The organism is Bacillus haynesii, from assembly GCF_001969855.1.
Classification (GTDB): domain Bacteria; phylum Bacillota; class Bacilli; order Bacillales; family Bacillaceae; genus Bacillus; species Bacillus haynesii.
Genome location: NZ_MRBL01000004.1, coordinates 37732 through 53474, shown reverse-complemented (window position 1 = coordinate 53474; position 15743 = coordinate 37732). Strand labels below are relative to the sequence as shown.

Sequence of the window (15743 nt, the reverse complement as noted above, 5' to 3'; positions counted from 1 at the left end):
GTCTATCCACCTTCTCTCTATAAAAGAATCGATGCCGGATCTTCCAAATAGTTTTTCACGCTTGAAAGGAATGCTGCAGCAGGCGCACCATCAAGCGAACGGTGATCAAATGTCAGACTGAGCGGGAGAATGGCGCCCTTTGTCAGTTCTCCATCATGATAAACGGGTGCCGAATACATTCGGCCGACTCCGAGTATCCCGGTTTCCGGCGGATTCAAGATCGGCGTAAAGTGCTCGACACCATATGCGCCGAGGTTTGTAATCGTAAATGTCGATCCTTCTATTTCATCGTGCAGAAGCCGGCCTTCCCGCGCTTTTTTGGCGTACCATTTGATTTTCTTGGCCAGTTCGATCAGCGGGAGCCGCTCGGCATGGCGAATGACGGGAACGGTCAGCCCTTCGTCCAAAGCGGCCGCCACTCCTAAATGAACATGCTCAAAGGTCGCAAGCCTTCCGTCTTGATAAACACTGTTCATGGCCGGATGGTCCAAAAGCGAAAAAACAGCTGCCCTGGCGGCAAAATCAGTGATCGTCAGCTTCGTCTCATATCTGGATTGAGCGGTTTCATTGAGCTGCTTTTGCAGCGCTGTTAATTTCGTGATGTCCGCCTTCATCGTGATCGTCAACTGGGCGCTGTTTTGCAGACTTTCCGTCATTCTTGCAGCAATCGTTTTCCTCATCGGGCTTGCCTGCGGACGATCTTCAGCCTTTTCCGCCTGCTTGTTCGGCCGGTCGGGAAGCGCCTGCAACACATCCGCTTTCGTAATTCTCCCCCCGGGCCCTGTGCCTTTCAGCGTTTTGATGTCTAAATTTGCGCTTTGCGCGATTTTGCGTGCAGCCGGAGAAATTTTAATCCGTTCTTTCGGGGGATCCGGCTGTTTTGTTTGGCTTTCCGGCGTTTGTTCGTTTTCATTCCCGATCTGGCAGATGACCGTCCCCGGCGGCACTCCCTCTCCTTCGGACACTTTGATGTCCAACACGGTTCCGTTTGCCGGAGATTCGATTTCCATTTCGATTTTTTCGGAATTGATGCTGGCAATGCTTTCTCCTTTTTCAACGGCTTCACCGACTTTTTTATTCCAGACGGAAACCGTACCTTCTTTCATCGACATCCCCAATTTCGGCATGACAACCTCGACAGCCATGTTCTCCTCTCCTTTCCAATCTTCACACCGTCTGTGTTGAGGTTTCTCCAAGCATCTCAAGCACGGTGTTCACAACTTTTTCCGGCGTCGGCAAATACAAATCTTCAAGAGGCGGTGAAAATGGCACCGGTGTATGCGGAGCCGTCACCTTTTTAACCGGTGCGTCAAGCGAATCAAATCCTTTATCTGCCGCCAATGACGCGATATCCGCAGCGATGCTACATCTCGGATTGGCTTCATCGACGATCACAAGCCTGTTTGTTTTTTCTACAGATGCAAGGACGGCCTTTTCATCAAGCGGCGAAAGACTCCTCGGATCAAGGACTTCGGCTTCGATTCCCCGCATTGAAAGCTGTTCCGCCGCTTGAAGCGCCGTATGAACCTGTTTGCCGACTGCAACAATCGTTACATCAGTGCCTTTCCGCTTGATATCGGCTTTTCCGATCGGAAGCGTGTAATATTCTTCCGGCACATCGCCTGTCATGTTGTACAGCGTTTTGTCCTCAAAAAAGATTACCGGGTCCTGATCCTCAATCGCAGCGAGCAATAGCCCTTTCGCATCATACGGGGTCGAAGGCACAATCACTTTCAGTCCGGGAATGCTTGTAAATAGGGCATACAAGCTTTGCGAATGCTGGGCGGCTGCCCTAAAGCCGGCGCCGTGGGTCGTCCGGATCGTAATCGGAACTTCCGCTTTGCCGCCAAACATGTAGCGGAATTTCGCTCCCTGGTTCAGCACCTGGTCCAAACATGTTCCGATAAAATCGTTAAACATCAATTCTGCGATCGGCCTTAAACCTGTTGAAGCCGCCGCCATAGCTGCGCCGATGTACCCCGCTTCACTGATCGGCGTATCAAGGACGCGCTCCCGTCCAAACTCCTGAACAATCCCTTTCGTGACGCCGAGCACACCGCCCCATGCTTCATCATCCTGCAGATGATCGACATTCGCTCCTCCTGCGACATCTTCCCCCATTAAAATGACGTGATCGTCCTTTTTCATCGCAAGCTTGATCGCTTCATTCAATGCGGCTGACATGCTGATTTCCCTCGTCATGTTTCCTTCCCCCTTCATGAATTAATAGGATACATATACATCCGCCAGCAGTTCGGTTTCCTCCGGATAAGCGCTTTTTTCGCTGAATGCGACCGCTTCCTCCACCGCTTCTTCAACCTCTTTTTCAATCCGCGACTGCTCTTCTTCGCTCATCAGCCCTTTTGCCAGCAGTTCGCTTTTGAACACGGCAATGGCATCTTTTTCTTCCTGATGCACCGCCTTTTCATCATTTGTTTTGTAGCGCTGGGCATCTCCTTCAAAATGGCCGTAGTTCCGGTATGTCATACACTCAATGAGCGTCGGTCCTTCTCCGTTTTTGGCACGCTCTATCGCCCGGCCCGCAGCCTGGAAAACCGCGGCGGCATCTTTTCCATCCACACGAATACCCGGAATCCCATAGGCGGCCGCGCGATCTGCGATCGACTCGCAGCTTGATGCATAGGAAAACGGCGTCGCTTCGCCATACCCGTTGTTTTCGGCGACAAATATGACAGGCAGCTTCCAAATGGCGGCAAGGTTGATCCCTTCGTGAAACGTCCCCTGATTGTTGGCGCCGTCACCAAAAAAGCAAACGCTTACATTTTTTGTCTTTTTATACTTTGCAGTGAGGGCAGCTCCGCAGGCCAAGGGAAATCCCCCGCCGACGATTCCGTTTGCGCCAAGCATCCCTTTGTCAAAGTCTGCGATATGCATTGATCCGCCTTTTCCTTTGCAAAGTCCTGCAGATTTTCCGTATATCTCGGCCATCATCCCCTTCAAGTCGCACCCTTTTGCAATGCAGTGCCCATGACCGCGGTGTGTGCTCGTGATGGTGTCTTCGTCATTCAGATGGGCGCAAACGCCCGCAGCGACCGCTTCTTCTCCGGCGTAAAGATGGACAAAACCCGGCAGTATCCCTTTAGCAAACAGCTGATGAACCCGATCTTCGAAATGGCGGATTTCCAGCATTTTTTGATAGATCCAGACCGCTTTTTCCTTTGTCAGTGCCTCTTCCATTTGAAAAAACCTCCTGTCTTTTTTTACTCACACGTTATGATGCAAAAATCGTGCCAGCTCTCCGACGTGAACATGAAGCTCTTTTCAGGCGGACATCCTTCCAGAACAAGAGACAAAACGAGACAGGTGTCTCAATTTGTCTACTTCGTCAGTTGCGGAAATGTCTTTGCCGCAGTTAGAATGAACGGTAGAGACGAAGGAGGTTTTTTTCATGAAGAAAGCGTATGTTTTTTTAATCGACGGATTTGAAGAAATTGAAGCGATCGCAACGATTGATATTTTACGAAGGGCTGAAGTCGAGACCGTCACCGTCTCGCTTGATCCATCGCGCAGCGTGAAAGGCGGGCATGACATTGTCATCGAGGCAGACGTCATGTTTGAGGATGCAGATGTTCAGGAAGCGGATATGCTGATTCTTCCGGGCGGAAATGTAGGCAGCAAAAAAATGCTGGAACATCAAGCTTTGCATAAGACACTGACAGAAACGGCGAATGCAGGAAAATATGTCGCCGCCATTTGCGCCGCAACGATGACGCTCGGAAAAACGGGGCTTGTCAGCGGAAAAAAAGCGACCTGCTATCCGGGAGTTGAAGAACATTTGACAGGAGCGGATGTCACTGCAAATGAAAATGTTGTCGTGGATGGAAACATCATTACTTCCAGAGGCCCGGCGACCACGATTCCATTTGCCCTCAAGCTTGCCGAATTGCTGAACGGCAAAGAAAAAGCCGATGCAGTTGCCAAGGGAATGCTCGTCTGCTAAGACGGCATTCCTCTTTTTTATCCAATAAAAGAACGGTATTGACATCATAAATCTTAAAAGATATGATATTTAAAAAGTAATTCCGTAAAATCAATAATTGTAATCTCATGCAAAAGAGCTTTAGCATTCGGCTATAATCCCATTATGGTCGCGTGAAAAAGCAATCTTTACCACGCATGACATTAACATTTTGATAGGACGGTATATTTCATTTTCCCTATCTTCGTGTATAAGGAAAAGAAATATACCGTTTTTCAGGAGGATATAACATTGGAAAAACAGAAAGTGACGAAGGGGTCTTTGGAGGCGGAGATCAGCAAAACCTTAACCCAATGGGAAAAAGACTATTTAGGCCGCGGGTCCGTGTCTGTTAAAACAGATATTCTCAGAAATATGGTCATCATTTCCCTGAACGGTATTTTGACGCCCGCCGAATACGAACTTTGCAGTACAAAAGAAGGCCTGCTGTCAATTAAAAGAACCCGCTCCGGTTTGGTGGAATCGGGTATAGAACAACTGAGCCGCATAATGAAGGAGCTGACCGGTGAAGAGACGATCAGCTTTCACACGGATATCAGCACGCGCACAGGCGAGCGGATCATGGTGTTTAAATTGGCAAACGACCTGCAAAAAAAATTGTCATAGAAAAAACGGAAGATCTTTAAAGCATGAACATGAGTTAAAGATAAGCCGGTATCATTCAGAAAGATTGGCTGAAATGGGCCAATCCTGAATATACCGGCTTTTTTTACGTTTTCAGAAAGGAAGGCAAGACATGAAACAATGTGTTCTTTTCCATCATCCCGACGGAGGGATGCCGGATGTTTGATCTGCTAGATTCTTTATTTTGGCTGAAAATATTTTTCGCGTCGCTTGCGCTTTGTTTGATCAGCGCACTGCTCGTCCTGAATCGAAAGGTTCCATTGACATATGTACGGATTCACGCCAAGATCATCGCCCTGCCGCCGCTTGCCGCGCTGGCAGCATTGATAACGGCAAATCCCGGGCAGGCTGGAGCTCCTTGGCGCTTGGATTCGCTGGCTTGGCTGATCGCCTTGTTTGTCTTGACCATCGGCTTCATCGTCCAGCGCTACTCTGTCCGGTATTTATTCGGCGACCGCTCCTACCGTAAATTTTTTGTGTTGCTGACGCTGACGACAGGAGGAGCTTCATGCGCCTGGCTGAACGATGATCTTCGCTGGCTTCTTTTATGCTGGGGGATCACGCTGCTCGGCTTGACTGCGCTAATCGGCTTAAACAGCGCGTGGCAGGCGGCGAAAAATGCCGCTTTGTATGCGGGCCGGATCTTTGCGCTCAGCTGGCTGGCGATAGCAGCAGCAGCTCTTTGGCTGTCTCTCGCGACGGGGCACTGGCAGCTATCTTCCGCCATAGCGGAAGATAGCCTTGTACAGCTCAGCTCATGGGAGAAAACCGGGATCGGCCTCCTTATCATTTTAACGGTGATGATTCCTGCGGCACAGTGGCCGTTTCATCGCTGGCTGCTCGATTCTGCAATCGCCCCGACTCCCGTTTCCGCGGTCATGCACGCCGGACTCGTAAATGTAGGCGGCGTCATGCTGACCCGTTTCGCACCGATGTTCAGCGGTGACGGGCTGCAGCTTATTCTGCTAGTTCCCGCCGTCCTTTCCGTCTTGCTCGGAATGGGCATGATGATCGTCCAAACGGACTACAAGCGGCAGCTCGCAGCTTCAACGGTCGCGCAGATGGGTTTTATGCTCGTCCAATGCGCATTAGGGGCCTATATTGCGGCTGTTATTCATCTCATTTTGCATGGCCTGTTCAAAGCCGCCCTTTTCCTGCAAGCCGGATCAGCGGTGCGCCGTTATGAATCGTTCGCATCTAAACCGGGCAAACCGGCTCTTTTTTGGAACATGATAGGCGGCGTCTTTGCTCTTGCTCTCGTCATCGGAATCTGGGCCTCAGCTGCGGACGATGGCTATCAATTGATCAGCGCCCTTGTTTTAGGCTGGGCACTGTTCATTGCTTGGAGGCAGCTTGTCACAGCCAATTACGGGCGCGTCACACGAATTGCCGGTCTGTTCATTTTAACGGGGGCTTCACTCGCGTTTGCCATCATTCATTCCGTTTTACACGGGCTCCTGAAGGATGCTGTTGTACAGGGGGCGCAGCCGCCTGCAATTGCGGTCGTTTTGACGGCAGTCGTTTTGTTAGCCGGCAGTGCGGCCGGCGCCTTGATCGTTCGGCAGCGCTTTGCATGGTCCGGGGCACTTTATCTGCGTCTTGTAAAAACGGGTGAGCCTCATTTCGAATCGGTCGAAGAACGGCCGAATTATCTTGACCAATATCTTACTCAAGGAGGTCGTCAATCATGAAAGCAGCACCCACATTGTCTAAACAATTGATCTTCAATTATGAACATCAGACTGCGGACTTTAATATGGATGAGTTGGTTCAATCAGCAGCACGGGTCATCGCGCCGCTTTGGCCGATTGAAACCTTTGCCGCTCGTCATCCGTGGATGGGCCTTGAAGAACAAACATTTGAACAGACGGCCCGGCAGCTTAAACAGCAGCTTCATGTTGATATCTACCCAAAGTCCTCCATTTTCCGTTCCGCAAAACAACGGGGAGAAATCAATGAGTCGATTCTTGAAAAAAAGCTGATCAATTGGCTCGATTCACATCTGCCCGGCATGCAGATGGAAACAGCGGAAGCATTTTGCAAAGCCGCGCTCAAGCTGGACGAAATACCTGAACAGCTCTTGAGCTCCCGACAAGTTAAAAAGCTTGCCAAACAAACGGTCCGCGGGACAATCGATGATCGGCAAACACGCTTGATCAAACCGCTTAGCGTTTTTGCCGGACAACAAACCGCTCACCTCCTTGATCATCATGTGATTAAATGGTGCAAGCTGTTCCTTGATGAATCACAATCGGCATGGCGGCTTCCGCATCGTGAGAAAGGGTTTTACAGCGCATGGCGGCAGCTTGTTGAACATGATCCCGCTCTGTCGCGCGCGGAACGCCAACGCCTGAATGGATGGCCGGAAGAGCCGCGGGACGCGATGAAAAGAGCACTTCGAGCGCTTGATATTTCTGATGGAGACGTTCAGGCGTACCTTGAAGCTCATTTGCTTTCTCTGCCGGGATGGGCCGGAATGATGCTTTGGCGTTCCCAGCAATCGCAGGACGAAGAAGGGCTGCTGCTCGAGTATTTGGCTGTCCGGCTTTCAATGGAATGGATGCTTATTGAACCTTATTTGCCACTGTCTAAGCCAAAACCTGAAAAAGAGATGCAGGTCGTTCCTTTGGTTGCGGCCTGGCTGCATTGGGGCGGTCTTACGCCTGAGGAATGGCTCGAACTTTCAGCAGCAGAGCAAAAAGCGAGATTATCACTCGCCCGCCGCTTTGATGATCTAACGCGCAGGCGTATCTGGCTGGAAGCGTGGGAACAAACATATGCCGCTGAAGTAAGGAAGCTCGTCACGGCAAACAGACCTGCCGCTGCCGCCAAAAGTGAACCGGTGCTGGCCCAGCTCGCATTTTGTATTGATGTCCGTTCAGAGCCGTTCCGCCGGGCGTTGGAAAAGTCAGGCCCTTTTGAAACGTATGGAACGGCGGGCTTTTTCAACCTGGCAATCGAAACGTGCGAACTTGGCACTAAGCACAGCCACAGCTCTCTGCCGGTCATCCTTAAACCGCAGCATCGAGTACAAGAAACGGCCGAAGAATCAAGTTTTAAATCGTATCAAGAACATAAAAAAGCGGCAGCTTCGCTTAGCTCCGCCTTTAAAACGATGAAACAGAATCTATTGGCGGGTATGCTGCTTCCCGAAGTGAGCGGGCCTTGGCTGAGCCTGCAAATGGCAGCGCGCAGCCTGGTCCCCCGCGCAGCCGGGCAAGCTTTCCGGAATGCGCGTAAAACATGGCTGAAGAAGCCCCAGGCAAAGCTCTCGCTTGATCGCATGGAAACATCTGAAGCCGGCATTCCGGTCGGATTTACGGAAGAAGAAAAAGCCGCCTATGCCAGACAGGCATTAAAGATGATGGGGATCACAGACCGGTTCGCTCCGCTGGTTGTCATTTGCGGGCACGGCAGCAGAAGCACGAATAATCCTTATGCATCGGCACTGGACTGCGGCGCCTGCGGAGGCGCATCTGGCGCTTTCAACGCACGCGTCCTAGCCGCTTTATGCAACCTTCCAAGCGTCAGAGAGAGGCTTCGCTCCGACGGCATTTTCATTCCGGATGATACGGTATTTGCTGCCGCAGAGCATATTACAACATTGGATGAACTGCAGTGGCTCTATGTACCTGAGCTTTCGGCTAAAGCTCAACAAGCGTTTGACCGCATCAACTCGGCGCTCCCCGATGTCAGCCGTACTGTGGGAGCCGAACGCTTAGAAGAACTGCCGCAGCTCGGCTATCAAAATCCGCGGAATGAAGTTGAGCGCTTCGCCGAAGATTGGAGCGAAATCCGTCCCGAATGGGGGCTGGCCCGAAATGCTTCATTCATCATCGGCACACGCCGGCTTACACGGGGAGCCGACCTTGAGGGAAGGGCTTTTCTGCACAGCTATGACTGGCGGAATGATGAAGACGGCTCCATCCTTAGCGGCATCATTTCAGGGCCTGGAACAGTGGCCCAATGGATCAATCTGCAGTATTACGCGTCAACCGTTGCACCGCATTATTATGGAAGCGGAAATAAAGCAACTCAAACCGTCACTTCCGGCCTCGGGGTCATGCAAGGAAATGCAAGCGATCTTTTGAGCGGTCTCCCGTGGCAGTCCGTCATGCGGTCAGATGACGAAATCTATCATGCGCCTCTCAGGCTGCTGATCGTGATTGAAGCGCCGGATGATGAGATCGAGCGGCTCCTTGACCGCGATCACAGCTTCCGGCAAAAGGCGGACAACGGATGGATTCATCTGGCATCTATTAATCCGGAGGGAAAATGGAAGAACTGGACAAACACGATAAATGAATGAGGTGAAATGTCATGGAAGAAAATAAAAAAATACTGATGATTATCGGAATGGAGAAACAGCTTGAACAGACCATTTGCCGGGCAGCAAATATTCAGCCGGAGGATACCCTCGTTTTAAAAAGCGTCTTCCCTGATATTTCACAGCCCTACGGTGATTTGATGAGGGATATCATCACCCTTGTCCACCGGAACAAAGCGGAAGAAATCTGGATTGTCCGCGATAAATACGAACAAACGGCAGATGAAGATATGTCTGACCTTTTAAATAGAGACAAAGATTTAAGCGATAGAATGCAAACTTTAGAGTACCTTTTCCAAAACTGCAGTCCGGAATTTACGCAGAGCAGCATTGATGAATGGCTGTCACCGAGCGAAAACGTGGCCGAAGGCGTACAACAAAGCGTCGCGGCCATCCGCCGGCACCCGTTAATCCCTTTGCACGTCAAAGTGAAAGGATTTCTAATCGAAAATTCAGTTTTAACGGAAATTGAAGCCTTAAACAAAAACGGAGCCCGATAACAGGGCTCCGTTTTGTCTTAAACGCAGGCATTCTTTACACGACAGCAGACCGCTGATAAAATCTCTGAATATGCATGGTAATGTAGCACAGCTCTTTTTCCGGAAATTCAAAGCCATACTCCCGCTTCACAAATGCCCCGATTTCTTCTGCGCACATAAACGCTTGTCCAAACTTCTTTTTAATGAGGCTGATCATCTCACTGTCCATTTCGTAAAATGTCTCTCCCGACTCGATATGCTGAATGGCGAAACGGAGATGGTTGACAAGCCGCTCATACGAAATCGTCTCATCTTTTATTTTAATGTTGAGTTTATTTTCGATGATCTCGATAATATCCTTGATCATCGTTGTGAGATCGAGCGTTTTTGTCATATCTCCCGCGTTTGTTTTGGCTGTGTGGATATGCAGCGCAATATTGGCGACTTCATCCTCCGGAATATCGATCTTCAGCTTTTCTTTAATGAGGGCCTTTGCCCAGCGGCCGATTTGAAATTCTTTCGTGTAGAGGACTTTGACTTCTTGAAGCAGCGGATTTTTAATGACCATTCCCTTGCTTAACCGTTCTATCGCGAATGATAAATGATCTGAAAAGGCGACATGGATTCGCTCATTGATTTTGATCCCGAGCTCTTTTTCCGCATGAGAAATAATATCCTCCGCTACCTGAATATGATCTTCCGGCAACGTTTTTAAGATCTCCTCGAATTGGCGGTATTCTGATGAATCTTTCATCACGAATACTTTTTCAATTTTAGATCTGTCGACAATATCATTCTTCTTTTTTTGAAATGCGATTCCGGACCCTAATACGATCTTTTCCTCGCCGCGATCCTTTACGACGAGCGCATTGTTATTTAAGATTTTTTTTACTTTCATAGCTGCCTTCCTTTCATCCTGTTTTAATGAATGAAAACGGAATTATTCTTTTTCATCTTTAAAGCCAAGACACAAAGTCGCAATGAATGCTGAAATCACCGCAATCGCAAAAGCGATTAAATAATGAATGAGATTGGCGGTGCCAAGAGGGAGAATAATTGAAATCATCGGGATGCCGGACAATCCGTAAGAATTTGCCGCCACGTGTGTAAAGACGGCGTATGCACCCCCGAGGGCGCCTCCGATCGATGCGCCGATAAACGGCCTGGCGAGTTTCAGGTTGACGCCAAACATGACAGGTTCGACGATTCCCAAAAAGGCGGTGAGAGAAGCCGGAATCGCAATCTTTCTGATGCCGGCATTCTTTGTTTTCAAAAACACGGCGAGTCCCGCTCCTCCCTGCGCGACATTGGCCATCGACCATATTGGAAGCAGAAAATTGACCCCGTATTCAGGATCTGCGAGCAGCGACGCTTCAATCACATAAAAACTGTGGTGCAGGCCGCTCAAAACGAGTAAGGCGTAAAGCCCGCCAAATAAAAATCCGGCGCACGCCCCCGCAAAATGATAAACAAACCCGAGACAGTCGCTTACGAAATGGGCGATCATCAGTGAGAGCGGCCCCATGATAAACAGCGCGGCAAACCCGGATGCCATGACTGTAATAAACGGGGCAACGATCAAATCTAAAGAACGGGGGACGATTCTTTTCAAGAATTTTTCGATTTTGCTCATTATGTAGACGGATAAGAGAATCGGAATGACTGTCCCCTGGTATCCGATCAAAGGAACTTCAAGGCCGAATACTTCGACGGATTCCGGCTTTTGGCTGCCGAGCAATGAAGGATCGAGCAAATCGGGATGGGTCAGAATTCCGCCGATAACAGCGCCTAAAAACGGATTGGCTCCAAACTGTTTAGCTGCACTGAACCCGATCAGCACAGGCAAAATCACAAACGCTGAGCTTGAAAAAATGTCGAGCATTTTCATCAGCGGGCCGCCATAGGCGCCGAGGCTGAATTCTTTAAGCACACCGATGAGACCCATAAGCAATCCGCTCGCAACGATTGCAGGAATGATCGGAACAAAGATGTCTGACAGCGTTTTGGCAAATCGCGTCAATACGTTCATGTTTGGCTGCGTCTCCCGACGGGCTTCTTCAAAAGGAGCCGGATCGCTGTATTGGATCATTTCCTTATAAATCTTATTGACCACACCTGTACCGAAAATGATCTGGAACAAACCATATCTGAAAAAAGTCCCCTGCACAGACTCCATCTTTTCAATAGCAGCTATATCGATTTTTTCTTCATCCCTGACATTGAAGCGCAGCCTTGTCGTACAATGGCTGATGCTGATGATATTCTCCGCGCCTCCAATGAGCGGCAAGAGAACTCTTGCAATCTCTTTTTGCTGCACCCGGACCTACCTCCTCCAATTTTTCTATCCTATCAAATCTACAGAAGACGATCAAAATGAAAAATGTGTCATTACGTCCAAAGACCCTGGTGAAAAAAAGAAAAAAAGACCTAAAACATGCGAAAGCATCAGTCGATAGGCGCAAAAAAGCACACTAAGGGCTGCGGTTCCTTTAGCACATTTTAGGTCTTGCCTGCCTTACCAGTAACAATCCCGGCGATATTGGTTCTTAATATGATTCTATTCTCTTCGGCCATGGACATCAATAGTGCAAACCACCTATATATCCTGCATATAAAAAAAGAGAAGGCGTTACAGCGCCTTCTCTACATCTTCTATGGCTATCGCACGGTCCTTTGAAACATGCACATTGTACTTCACATAGCCGGGCCGATCTTCCCCATCTAAGCCCATACTGTCAATCTCAATGTTTTCATAATGGTAGCCGCTCAATATCTTTTTCACCGCTTTTGCCTGATCATAGACCTGCCTCTGGCCGTCCCGGCCTGAATTCAAGGTAACTGTAACAGCGATCGGTTCTGTTTGCTTCAGTTTTTTCCAATCTGTATTGACATCATAGCTTCCAGATAGAGAAACTTGGACGTCGATCACGTTTTTCAGCTTTTTTTCAAGCTCTGCCTTGATCTCATCTGAGGCTTCTTTGCTTATGCTGGCTCTCGTCTTTTCCTGTCTGGCTTCTTTGATGCCATCGTTTGTGACAGCCGGGTGCAAGCCACCTTTTACGCTGAAAATGTACTCATCATTCCGCTCATCTGACACGCGAAAAAGGTATTCAGCGAACTTGAAATTATAGGAGCTTCCTTTCATATTTAAGGTTTCGCCGGCGTGGGCTTCCTGCAAGTATGCCGAAAGCTTTTGTTCAGCCAGCGCGCGGCTGACCGGATTTCCGTAAAAGGCGTTATACACATAACAGCCTGTCACGAGAACCAGCAACGAGAGACCTGTAATGATGGCTTTCTTTTTCAATTCAATCAACTCTTTCCAAATTCTCGCGTCCCGTCTATTATGAAACAGAATTCGGACATTAGGCAAGCTCTTTCTGCTTCGTCTCCGTTCCCAAAAAGAAGATGGCCGCGACGGCCGCAACAACGGCGACGCAGAAGATGAAAAAGATCATTGAAATCTCTGTTCCCCGGGCGACGAGATAGCCGACAAGAAGCGGACCCAGGATGCCGCCGATTCGGCCAAAGCCGGCTGCCATTCCTGCGCCGGTCCCCCTGATTGATGTCGGGTATTGTTCCGGCGTATAAGCGTAAAGCGCACCCCAGGCACCAAGGTTGAAAAACGATAAAAACATGCCTGACGCAAGCAGAAGCGCCAGCGACTCAGCCGATCCGAAGAAGTAGGCGCTGACAGCCGTCCCTAACAAGTAGACGGTAAGCACCATTTTTCGACCGGCTTTTTCAATCAGCCATGCCGCGGAGAAATAGCCGGGCAGCTGAGCCAGCGTCATGATCAAGACGTACTCAAAGCTTTTGATCATGCTGAATCCTTTCATCACCATGACGCTCGGCAGCCAAAGAAACATGCCGTAGTAGGAAAAGACGACGCAAAACCAGACGATCCACAGCATAGCCGTAGGCCGGGCATACTTGCGGGACCAGACGCTTTTCACATTTTCCATGACGGTCGGCTTCCTTTCCTGCGCAAGCTTCTCATATTTCGGTGAATCCGGCAGGGCAATCCGCAAATATAAGGCGTAAAAAGCCGGTATTGCAGTTATTAATAAAGCAATCTGCCAGCCGTAGGCCGGAATAATAAAATACGAAATGAGCGCCGCAGCCAGCCAGCCGAATGCCCAGAAACTTTCGAGCAGGACAACGATTCTTCCCCTCCGCTCAGGCGCAACCGTTTCGGATACAAGCGTAGATGCAACTGGAAGCTCTCCCCCGAGTCCCATACCGACGAAAAAGCGCAGGATCAAAAATGCCCACAATGTCGTCGTCAAAGCGGACAACCCGCTGCCGATCGAGAAAAACAGCAGCGTAATCATAAAAACGTATTTTCTTCCGACACGGTCAGCCAAAAGGCCAAAGACAAATGCCCCGACAGCCATGCCGATTGAGTTGACGCTGCCGATCCAGCTCATTTCCTGCGGCGTCAACTTCCATTCCGCGTGCAAAGCGGCGATGATAAACGATAATATGCCAACGTCCATGGCATCAAAAAGCCAGCCGAGGCCGGCGATGCCAAGCAGTCTGCGCTCTGAAACAGGACGGTTCTTCTTCATACTCACAACTCCTCTTTACTCTCTTAGCAGTTTACATGAGTATTAGTTTACACCTGTCTTTACACTTTTGTCACGAAGAAAATGAGACGCCGTCTTTTTCAGTTTAATGTATATGATGCTGGGGAAGCTTCTCTTTATGGTGCTTCCACTTTGGCAAAAACCCGTTTTCCTTCTGTTTTTCATAGCGCTTTTCAATATGAGACTTGATTTCTTTTCCCCTTTCCTGATCAAGTATTCCGTACTCCACATACTTATTGATCAGCTGTTTTTTCTTTTCCATAATGTCCTTTTGCAAAGAAGCCAGTTCATTTTTTTGCTTGTCCGTCAACTCTTGATAAACGCGTGTTTCTCCGTAGGCAGAAGACATGAGAGCCGTACATGACAGCGGAATGACGAGAAACAGGCAAACGCACAGTTTGCGCATGATGCAACATCCTTTCTGATCTATGATTCACTCTATTTTTTTCTGTTTTGCGGTGTTTATGCATAAAAAAAGCCGCTAGTAAAAAGCGGCTTTCTGTTATGGCTGCAGCGACTTTTTCTGCGCCGTATATTCATCAATGCGCGCCAATGCATCTTTCATGTCCATGCAGTTGCTGAAGCTTTCAGCAATTTTTTGAATACCTTCCTGATATTTTTCGTCAGTGAATACTTGTTCTGCTGCATCTCTTAATCTTTCAGCATTGACCTCTTCTGCAAACAGCGGATATCCCGCATTCAGCTCTTTCAGGCGCTGGGCGATCATCGGCTGATCTTTATCATGCGGGAGCACGACCATCGGGACACGGTAATGAATGCCTTCATTGACGCTGTTCATGCCGCCGTGTGTGATGAACACATCGGCTTCTTTAAGCACTTCTAATTGCGGCACATACGGTGCAATGATAAAATGCTCCGGTACTTCTCTTAAATCCGCGCAGTCCGACTTTTCACCGGCAGCGATGACAACCTTGCCGTCGAAATCACGGAAAGCATCGATGCACATATTGAAAAAGTCAGCAGTTTTACCAAGTACAGTTCCCATTGAAATATAAATGACTTTCTCCTTCTTTAACGATTCTATCGGAAAATCGGTCTTGTCCAAGCGCTTCGGAAAACGCGGGCCGATAAACAGCACATCATCCCCGAAACGGCCGCTGTCAGGCTGAAAATACCGGCTTGTATAGACAACGGTCAGCTCCGCCTGATTGCTCATAAACTGTCCTGTATGCCGCGGTGAGACGCCGTACTTTTCTTTCAGTTCCGCAAGCAGGTCTTCGCATTCTTTGTCCAAGTGCAGCTCCGCACCTGAATCCGGATGCAACGGCAGAATCTTCATATGTTCTTGTCCGAAAAGAAATGAAGCCGATGAAGCGATTCCCGGAATGTTCAAATAATCCCTGACCAATTCACCCGCCCCGAATGTGTCATAATACACAGCATCGAACGAAATGCTTTTGGACAGCTCTTTTACAATGTCTAGAATATACAGCGAGGTTTTGAGATGAATTTTTAAAAATTCAAGAAGGCCGGACGGTGAATTCGGATCAATATGCGCGTTTCTCACCAGATCTTTGTATAAATGGACGGTAGCCCCGACGCCCTCCAGCCTGTCTTTATACTTTTCTGTTGAAAGATAGTGCACATTGTCACCTCTGTCAGCAAATGCTTTGGTGATCCCTAATGTAGGATTGACATGCCCTTCCGCCGGAAAATTGACGATTAAAATGTTTTTCATAATTAAAACTCCTTTTTATCCTTTTTGA

At 48.9% G+C, this 15743-nt stretch carries 14 protein-coding genes; 5 read left to right on the top strand and 9 right to left on the bottom strand.

The annotated features are described in order from the left end of the window. Window positions 1–17: 17 nt before the first annotated feature. The 3 genes from BTA31_RS04385 to BTA31_RS04375 are packed head-to-tail and all read right to left on the bottom strand — an operon-like array spanning window position 18 to window position 3198. A complete protein-coding gene (locus BTA31_RS04385) occupies window positions 18–1196 on the bottom strand; it encodes a dihydrolipoamide acetyltransferase family protein (protein WP_275667465.1) in 1179 nt (392 codons plus the stop codon). Next, window positions 1168–2202, bottom strand: coding sequence for an alpha-ketoacid dehydrogenase subunit beta (locus BTA31_RS04380; protein WP_076789191.1), 1035 nt, complete (start codon window positions 2200–2202; stop codon window positions 1168–1170). Before BTA31_RS04380 ends, BTA31_RS04385 begins: the two co-directional genes overlap by 29 nt. A 21-nt stretch (window positions 2203–2223) precedes the next feature. Beyond that, entirely contained in the window at window positions 2224–3198 is a 975-nt protein-coding gene (locus tag BTA31_RS04375; RefSeq protein ID WP_076789186.1) for a thiamine pyrophosphate-dependent dehydrogenase E1 component subunit alpha, read from the bottom strand. 211 nt (window positions 3199–3409) lie between these two features. Between BTA31_RS04375 and BTA31_RS04370 the strand changes: the two genes are divergently transcribed. The 5 genes from BTA31_RS04370 (at window position 3410) to BTA31_RS04350 (ending at window position 9451) form a co-directional block, all read left to right on the top strand. Continuing rightward, complete coding sequence (locus BTA31_RS04370) at window positions 3410–3961, top strand: DJ-1 family glyoxalase III (RefSeq protein WP_043925877.1); 552 nt, start codon at window positions 3410–3412, stop codon at window positions 3959–3961. Between the two features lie 270 nt (window positions 3962–4231). Then, entirely contained in the window at window positions 4232–4606 is a 375-nt protein-coding gene (locus BTA31_RS04365) for a Na-translocating system protein MpsC family protein (RefSeq protein ID WP_043925878.1), read from the top strand. Window positions 4607–4782: 176 nt separating this feature from the next. Continuing rightward, window positions 4783–6315 (top strand): NADH dehydrogenase subunit 5, encoded by a 1533-nt coding sequence (locus BTA31_RS04360; RefSeq protein ID WP_076789182.1) that lies wholly within the window; start codon window positions 4783–4785, stop codon window positions 6313–6315. Then, a complete protein-coding gene (locus BTA31_RS04355; RefSeq protein ID WP_076789179.1) occupies window positions 6312–8933 on the top strand; it encodes a DUF2309 domain-containing protein in 2622 nt (873 codons plus the stop codon). Before BTA31_RS04360 ends, BTA31_RS04355 begins: the two co-directional genes overlap by 4 nt. A gap of 11 nt (window positions 8934–8944) precedes the next feature. Beyond that, window positions 8945–9451 (top strand): carbonic anhydrase, encoded by a 507-nt coding sequence (locus BTA31_RS04350; protein ID WP_076789176.1) that lies wholly within the window; start codon window positions 8945–8947, stop codon window positions 9449–9451. A 34-nt stretch (window positions 9452–9485) separates the two neighbouring features. On the opposite strand, the gene BTA31_RS04345 is transcribed toward BTA31_RS04350, so the two are convergent. From BTA31_RS04345 to BTA31_RS04320, 6 genes are all read right to left on the bottom strand, one after another. Next, window positions 9486–10328: a PRD domain-containing protein gene (locus tag BTA31_RS04345; RefSeq protein WP_076789173.1), complete on the bottom strand. Its 843-nt coding sequence runs from the start codon at window positions 10326–10328 to the stop codon at window positions 9486–9488. Between the two features lie 42 nt (window positions 10329–10370). Beyond that, the gene (locus BTA31_RS04340) at window positions 10371–11747 is read right to left on the bottom strand and encodes a sucrose-specific PTS transporter subunit IIBC (RefSeq protein ID WP_076789170.1); all 1377 of its coding nucleotides are present in this window, start codon (window positions 11745–11747) and stop codon (window positions 10371–10373) included. 312 nt (window positions 11748–12059) lie between these two features. Beyond that, window positions 12060–12734, bottom strand: a complete 675-nt coding sequence (locus tag BTA31_RS04335; RefSeq protein ID WP_076789166.1) for a YfjL-like protein — start codon at window positions 12732–12734, stop codon at window positions 12060–12062. A gap of 58 nt (window positions 12735–12792) precedes the next feature. Beyond that, window positions 12793–13998 (bottom strand): MFS transporter, encoded by a 1206-nt coding sequence (locus BTA31_RS04330; protein WP_076789161.1) that lies wholly within the window; start codon window positions 13996–13998, stop codon window positions 12793–12795. Between the two features lie 103 nt (window positions 13999–14101). Beyond that, window positions 14102–14422 carry a YckD family protein gene (locus BTA31_RS04325; protein ID WP_076789155.1) on the bottom strand — a complete coding sequence of 107 codons (321 nt, stop codon included), beginning with the start codon at window positions 14420–14422 and terminating at the stop codon, window positions 14102–14104. A 96-nt stretch (window positions 14423–14518) separates the two neighbouring features. After that, a complete protein-coding gene (locus tag BTA31_RS04320; RefSeq protein ID WP_076789152.1) occupies window positions 14519–15715 on the bottom strand; it encodes a macrolide family glycosyltransferase in 1197 nt (398 codons plus the stop codon). Window positions 15716–15743 lie beyond the last annotated feature (28 nt).

Bases quoted from the DNA above. Each gene is read 5' to 3' on its own strand.
- BTA31_RS04380 (WP_076789191.1), bottom strand. From the start codon at position 2,202: ATGACGAGGGAAATCAGCATGTCAGCCGCATTGAATGAAGCGATCAAG.
- BTA31_RS04375 (WP_076789186.1), bottom strand. From the start codon at position 3,198: ATGGAAGAGGCACTGACAAAGGAAAAAGCGGTCTGGATCTATCAAAAA.
- BTA31_RS04370 (WP_043925877.1), top strand. From the start codon at position 3,410: ATGAAGAAAGCGTATGTTTTTTTAATCGACGGATTTGAAGAAATTGAA.
- BTA31_RS04360 (WP_076789182.1), top strand. From the start codon at position 4,783: ATGTTTGATCTGCTAGATTCTTTATTTTGGCTGAAAATATTTTTCGCG.
- BTA31_RS04355 (WP_076789179.1), top strand. From the start codon at position 6,312: ATGAAAGCAGCACCCACATTGTCTAAACAATTGATCTTCAATTATGAA.
- BTA31_RS04350 (WP_076789176.1), top strand. From the start codon at position 8,945: ATGGAAGAAAATAAAAAAATACTGATGATTATCGGAATGGAGAAACAG.
- BTA31_RS04345 (WP_076789173.1), bottom strand. From the start codon at position 10,328: ATGAAAGTAAAAAAAATCTTAAATAACAATGCGCTCGTCGTAAAGGAT.
- BTA31_RS04330 (WP_076789161.1), bottom strand. From the start codon at position 13,998: ATGAAGAAGAACCGTCCTGTTTCAGAGCGCAGACTGCTTGGCATCGCC.
- BTA31_RS04325 (WP_076789155.1), bottom strand. From the start codon at position 14,422: ATGCGCAAACTGTGCGTTTGCCTGTTTCTCGTCATTCCGCTGTCATGT.
- BTA31_RS04320 (WP_076789152.1), bottom strand. From the start codon at position 15,715: ATGAAAAACATTTTAATCGTCAATTTTCCGGCGGAAGGGCATGTCAAT.